This window comes from Streptomyces sp. 8L (assembly GCF_020176795.1).
Classification (GTDB): Bacteria; Actinomycetota; Actinomycetes; order Streptomycetales; family Streptomycetaceae; genus Streptomyces.
On sequence record NZ_JAIUKE010000571.1, the window covers coordinates 1 to 6,437 of the forward strand.

Sequence of the window (6,437 nt, forward strand, 5' to 3'; positions counted from 1 at the left end):
GGGGTGGGGTTCACAGGTCTTCCTTTGCGGGTCCGGGGTCGATCCGGGGTCACTGCGACGGTGCGGCGCGGCGCGCGAGGGCGGCACGCTCCGCCGACGCCAGCGCGTCGGCGAACCGGTCGAGCACGGCCACGGCCTGGTCGTCGGTGAGGGTGAGGGGCGGCAGGAGCCGTACGACCGCGCCGTCGCGTCCGCCGAGCTCCACGATGAGCCCGCGGTCGAGGCAGGCCCTGCGCACGGCCCGGGCGAGCGGCGCGTCGGCCGGCGCGGGTCCGCCACCGGGACCGGCCTCGGGACCGGACTCGGGATGGACGATCTCCACGCCGATCATCAGACCGCGGCCGCGGACGTCTCCGATGCAAGGGTGCTCCGCGGCCAGGTCCCTGAGGCTGCTGAGCATCCGGGCGCCGAGCACGGCGGACCGCTCCGCGAGGCCGTTCTCCCGCACGTACGCGAGCGTGGCGGCGCCCGCGGCCATCGCGAGCTGATTGCCGCGGAACGTTCCGGCGGGGGCGCCCGGGCGCCACAGGTCGAGGTCCTCGTGGTAGACGATCACGGCGAGCGGGAGCGAACCTCCGATGGCCTTGGAGAGCACCATCACGTCGGGGACGATGCCACTGTGCTGCACGGCCCAGAACGTACCGGTCCTGCCGACGCCTGTCTGCACCTCGTCGGCGATCAGCGGTACGGAGCGCTCCGCGGTGATCTCCCGCATGCGCCGCAGCCACGTGTCGGGGGCGGGCAGCACGCCGCCCTCCCCCTGTACGGGCTCCACGATCATCCCGGCGGGCAGCGACACTCCGCTCTTCGGGTCGTCCAGCAGGCTCCGCGTCCAGCGGGCGGACAGTTCGGCCCCGCGCTCGCCGCCGACGCCGAACGGGCAGCGGTAGTCCTGCGGATAGGGCAGGCGCGTCACGCGGACGTCACGCGCGCCGCCCGACATGGCGAGCGCCCCGTCGGTCATGCCGTGGTAAGCGCCGGTGAACGCGAGCATGCCCTCCCGGCCGGTCGCCGTACGCACGAGCTTCAGCGCGGCCTCGACGGCGTCGGTGCCCGCGGGGCCGCAGAACTGGACCCGCGCGTGGTCCGCGAGAGGCGCGGGCAGCGTGGCGAACAGCTCGGTGACGAAGGCGTCCTTGACCGGGGTCGCGAGGTCCAGCACATGCAGCGGGGCCTCCGAGTCGAGGACCTTCCTGATCGCCGCGAGCACGACGGGGTGGTTGTGTCCGAGGGCGAGCGTGCCCGCGCCGGAGAGGCAGTCCAGGTAGCGCCGCCCGTCGGCGCCCTCGATGGTGAGTCCGCGCGCCCGGACCGGGACGATCGGCAGCGACCTGGCGTAGGTACGGGCCGCCGACTCGCGCTGCGACTGGCGGCGGAGGATGCCCTCGTGGGCGACGGTCCGCGCCGCCGGCGGGGTGTTGCTCGGCTCGGTCACGGCCACGTCTCGGTCCTCCGACTGTCACAGTTGCGTCGCACGTCCGTACGCGGCTCGACCACCGGTCCCCCGGCGGTGAACGCTGGCCGTGTCCCCCGCTCGTACCAACGACGCCGGATGCGGGGGATCACGGGTGCCGGGCAGATCCTTGGCCGCCGTGCCGGACCGAAGCGTGGACCTGCCAGACGGCGGGTGTCACAGCGAAGGCATAGTGGGGGCCGCCCCCGCGCCATGTCCCGTACGGCAGGGGGCAGTTCCACGTACCCCTGTGCGCCGTGGCGCGTACAGGCGTACCTCTTGTCCCGTACGAACCGTTCCAGGGGGAACCCAGATGCGACCGATCCGCCCGAACTCCGTCCCACGCCCGGCGGGAAGGAGGCGCGGGATACGCGTGACGGCTGCCGCGGCCGCGGCGGCGGCGCTCGCGCTGACCGCGACGGCCTGCGGGCCGGGCGACGACGGCGCCGCGGGGGCGCCGCCGGCCGCGTCGGCCTCGGCCACGGCGGCCGACCCGAAGATCACCATCCCGGACGACCTCAAGGACAGGCTCAAGCAGCACGGCATCGACCTGGACAAGTGGAAGCACGGCGAGTGGAAGAACTGGGACCGGGACCAGTGGCTGCGCCAGGCCCAGGACTTCGTGAACCCGGTCATCCAGGGGCTGTGGGACCCGAACCGGATGCGGAAGGCCGAGGAGCCCGCGGACAAGCCGGTGCAGCCGCACGACGTCTCCGGCGACCAGGGCGTCACCGACCCGGAGCCCGCCCCCGTCCAGGCGCGTGAGGCGGCGACGCCGTACACGCGGAGCGTGCCGGTCGAGGGCAAGCTGTTCTTCGACGGACCGCGGGGCTCGATGGTCTGCTCGGCCACGGTGGTGACGGACCCGGCGCACCCCGGCAAGTCCGACCTGGTCTGGACGGCGGGCCACTGCGTGCACGCGGGGAAGGACGGCGGCTGGTACCGGAACATCGCGTTCGTGCCGTCGTACAACAGCAAGGGCCTCACGGCAGCGCAGTTGAAGGGCGCAGGCGAGAAGGACCTGGCCCCGTACGGCGTCTGGTGGGCCGACTGGGCGCAGACGTCGTCGCAGTGGATCTCCGAGGGCGCGGAGAGCGGCGGGCACGGGTCGCCGTACGACTTCGCCGTACTGCATGTGGCGCCGGAGCAGGGCGGGACGGGCGAGTCGCTCCAGGAGACCGTGGGCGCGGCCCTGCCCGTGGACTTCGACGCCCCCGCCGTGCCGGACATCAAGACGCTCACCGCCAACGGCTACCCGGCGGCACCGCCGTTCGACGGGCAGAAGCTCTACCAGTGCGCGGGTCGGCCGGGGCGGCTCTCGCTGACCGCGTCGGAGCCGACGGAGTACCGCGTCGGCTGCACCATGACCGGCGGGGCCTCGGGCGGTGGCTGGATCGCGACGGGCGACGACGGCAAGCCCGCGCTGGTGTCCAACACCTCGATCGGCCCGGTGACGGCGGGCTGGCTGGCGGGTCCCCACCTCGGCAAGGAGGCGCGGGGCGTCTACGAGGGTGTCAGCAAGAAGTTCGCCGCGCGGTAGGTCGTGTCGGGAAAGCCGCGCCCGCCGGGCGGACGGCGCGACTTTGCGGACACTCCCCAGGAGCGCGGGCACCTGACGCGGGAAGGGCCCGTACCCCGGGGATTCCGGGGATACGGGCCCTTGCCGCGGCGCTGTCCCGTGCGGTCAGTGCGCCACGGCCGGCGTGTACGGCGCGAGCGCCGCCGCCAACTCCTCGTGGACGCGTGCCTTGAGCTGGGTGCCCTCCGGGGTGTACTCCTCGGACAGCACCTCGCCCTCCGCGTGCACCCGGGAGACCAGGGCGCCGTGCGTGTACGGGACGAGCACCTCGACCTCGGCCTCGGGCCGCGGCAGTTCGGCGTCGATCAGCGCCAGCAGCTCGGGGATGCCCTCGCCGGTACGCGCCGACACGGCGATCGCGTTGCGCTCCGCGGCCAGCAGCCGCTGGAGGACCAGCGGGTCCGCCGCGTCCGCCTTGTTGACGACGACGATCTCGCGCACGCTCTTCGCGCCGACGTCGTGCACGACCTCGCGCACGGCGGCCAGCTGCTCCTCGGGCACGGGGTGCGAGCCGTCCACCACATGCAGGATCAGGTCGGAGTCGCCGACCTCCTCCATCGTGGAACGGAACGCCTCCACCAGGTGGTGCGGCAGGTGCCGGACGAATCCGACCGTGTCCGCGAGGGTGTAGAGCCGCCCGCCGGGCGTCTCGGCGCGCCGCACCGTCGGGTCCAGCGTGGCGAACAGCGCGTTCTCCACCAGGACTCCGGCGCCGGTGAGGCGGTTGAGCAGGGACGACTTGCCGGCGTTGGTGTACCCGGCGATGGCGACCGACGGCACGCGGTGGCGCCTGCGCTCCTGCCGCTTGATCTCGCGGCCGGTCTTCATCTCCGCGATCTCCCGGCGCATCTTCGCCATCTTCTCGCGAATCCTGCGCCGGTCCGTCTCGATCTTGGTCTCACCGGGGCCGCGGGTGGCCATGCCGCCACTGCCGCCGCCGCCCATCTGCCGGGACAGCGACTGGCCCCAGCCGCGCAGCCTCGGCAGCATGTACTGCATCTGCGCCAGCGCCACCTGCGCCTTGCCCTCACGGGACTTGGCGTGCTGGGCGAAGATGTCGAGGATCAGCGCCGTCCGGTCGACGACCTTGACCTTGACGACGTCCTCCAGGTGGATCAGCTGGCCCGGGCTCAGCTCGCCGTCGCACACCACGGTGTCGGCGCCACTGTCGAGGACGATGTCCCGCAGCTCCTGGGCCTTGCCCGAGCCGATGTACGTGGCCGGGTCCGGCTTGTCGCGCCGCTGCACCACACCGTCGAGCACGAGGGCGCCCGCGGTCTCGGCGAGGGCGGCGAGCTCCGCCAGCGAGTTCTCCGCGTCATCGAGCGTGCCCGAGGTCCAGACGCCGACCAGCACCACGCGCTCCAGGCGCAGCTGCCGGTACTCGACCTCGGTGACGTCTTCCAGCTCGGTGGACAGGCCCGCCACGCGCCGCAGCGCGGCACGGTCCGACCGGTCGAACTGGTCGCCGTCGCGGTCCTGGTCGATTCCATGGCTCCAAGTGACGTCCTCCTCCATCAGGGCATCGGCCCGAAGGCTGTCGGTGCGGGGGTCGGCCGAGCGGCCCGCCGCGGAGTTCTGCACGTCCCGGGAGAAGGAGGAAGAGGAGGTCATTGGGTCCTTACGTCGTCGGAGTGCCGGAGAAATCCGGCGTCGGACAGGTCAACGCCCGGTCGGACGGATTGATTCCCCCCGGCCCGCGGCGCCGACACCCCGATGGTGACACGGCGCGCGTTTCGCGTCATAGGGGTTTCACGCATGGCCACCGCCGGGTACCGCGCTGTACGCGCGCCCGGCCGCGGGACCGGCGGTGATGCCGGAAGGCAGCCGTTTCGTCACAGGCTGTGCCGGGCGCTTCGTCACGTGCTGTGCCGGCCGCGCACCCTGTCCTCCCGGTGCGGCGCCGGCGCCCTGCTGCTGCGGCTTCGTGCCGCTCTGCGCCGCGGGCGCGGGCTTCCAGTCGGGGTGTCCCGGCATCGGGGGCGTCTTCGTGCCGTACAGCCAGCCCTGGAAGAAGGCCGTCAGGTCGCGGCTCGCGTCGTGCGAGGCGAGGGCCGTGAAGTCCGCGGTGGAGGCGGACGAGTCGCGGTTCTCGCGCACCCAGTCGCGCTCGATGCGGGAGAACGTGGCGGCGCCGACCTCCTGCCGCAGGGCGTAGAGCACCAGCGCGCTGCCGTCGTACTCGATGGGCCTGAAGATGCTGATGGACTGCCCGGGGACGGGCGCCTTGGGCCGTGCGGGCGGGCCGCCCGCCGTGCGCCAGCCGTCGGACTGGGCGTACGCCTCGCGCATCCGGCTCTCGAAGGACGGGCCTCCGTGCTCCTCGGCGTAGGTGCCCTCGTACCAGGTGGCGTGCCCCTCGTTGAGCCAGAGGTCGGACCAGCGGTGCGGGGAGACGCTGTCGCCGAACCACTGGTGCGACAGCTCGTGGACCAGCACCGAGTCGACGTACCAGGCCGGGTAGCCGCCGCCGATGAACAGGTTCCGCTCGAACAGCGACAGGGTCTGCGTCTCCAGCTCGAAGCCGGTGTCGGCACCCGCGATGAGGACGCCGTAGTCCTCGAAGGGGTAGCGGCCGACCCGCTGCTCCATCCACTCGATCATGCCGGGTGTCTTGGCGAGCCACGGTTCGAGTTTGGCCTTGTCGGCCGCGGGCACCACGTCGCGTACGGGCAGGCCGTGCGGTCCCGTGCGGTGGATGACGGCGGAGGTGCCGATGGAGACCTGCGCGAGCTCGGTGGCCATGGGGTGCCGGGTGCGGTAGGTCCAGGTGGTGTCGGCGCCGTCGGCCTTCCTCGCGACCTCTTCGCCGTTCGCGACGACGGTGAGCTTCTTGGGCGCGGAGACGTGGAACGTGAAGAAGGCCTTGTCGTCGGGGTGGTCGTCGCAGGGGAAGACGCGGTGCGCCGCGTCGGCCTGATTGGCCATCACCAGACCGTCGGTGGTGCGCACCCAGCCGCCGGCTCCCGCCGGGCCGCCGGTCTCGCTGGTGCCGCGGACGGTGATCCGCAGCGGGTCGCCGGCCTCGACCGGCTCGGCGGGGGTGACGACGAGGTCCTCGCCCGCGGGGGCGAAGGCCGCGGGAGCGCCGTTGACGCGCACCGAGCGGACGGTGCCGTGGGTGAAGTCGAGGTTGAAGCGGTCGAGGCGGCTGGTCGCCGTGGCGTCGAGGGTGGTCACCGCGTCGAGCGGCTTCTTGTTGTCGCCGGTGTAGGTGAGGCCGATGTCGTACGAGCGGACGTCGTAGCCGGGGTTGCCGAGGGTGGGGAAGAGGCGGTCGCCGACGCCGAGCGGCCCCGGTGCGGGCGGGGCGGCGGCGACGAGCGAGGCCGAGGCGGCGGCGAGCAGCACGGCGCGCAGCCGGCGGGAGGTGAGCAGCATCCCTCACCGCTACCAGGGCGCGCG

Annotated in this window: 4 protein-coding genes; 1 reads left to right on the top strand and 3 read right to left on the bottom strand. The window is 73.1% G+C overall.

Annotated elements, in window-relative coordinates; all coding sequences use genetic code 11:
* Window positions 1–49 precede the first annotated feature (49 nt).
* Window positions 50–1,441, bottom strand: coding sequence for a diaminobutyrate--2-oxoglutarate transaminase family protein (locus LCE31_RS34575; protein ID WP_225021603.1), 1,392 nt, complete (start codon window positions 1,439–1,441; stop codon window positions 50–52).
* Between the two features lie 325 nt (window positions 1,442–1,766).
* Between LCE31_RS34575 and LCE31_RS34580 the strand changes: the two genes are divergently transcribed.
* Entirely contained in the window at window positions 1,767–2,993 is a 1,227-nt protein-coding gene (locus tag LCE31_RS34580; RefSeq protein ID WP_225021604.1) for a trypsin-like serine peptidase, read from the top strand.
* Window positions 2,994–3,137: 144 nt separating this feature from the next.
* On the opposite strand, the gene hflX is transcribed toward LCE31_RS34580, so the two are convergent.
* Entirely contained in the window at window positions 3,138–4,646 is a 1,509-nt protein-coding gene (gene hflX, locus LCE31_RS34585; RefSeq protein ID WP_225021606.1) for a GTPase HflX, read from the bottom strand.
* Window positions 4,647–4,784: 138 nt separating this feature from the next.
* Window positions 4,785–6,413, bottom strand: coding sequence for a M1 family metallopeptidase (locus tag LCE31_RS34590; protein ID WP_225021608.1), 1,629 nt, complete (start codon window positions 6,411–6,413; stop codon window positions 4,785–4,787).
* Window positions 6,414–6,437 lie beyond the last annotated feature (24 nt).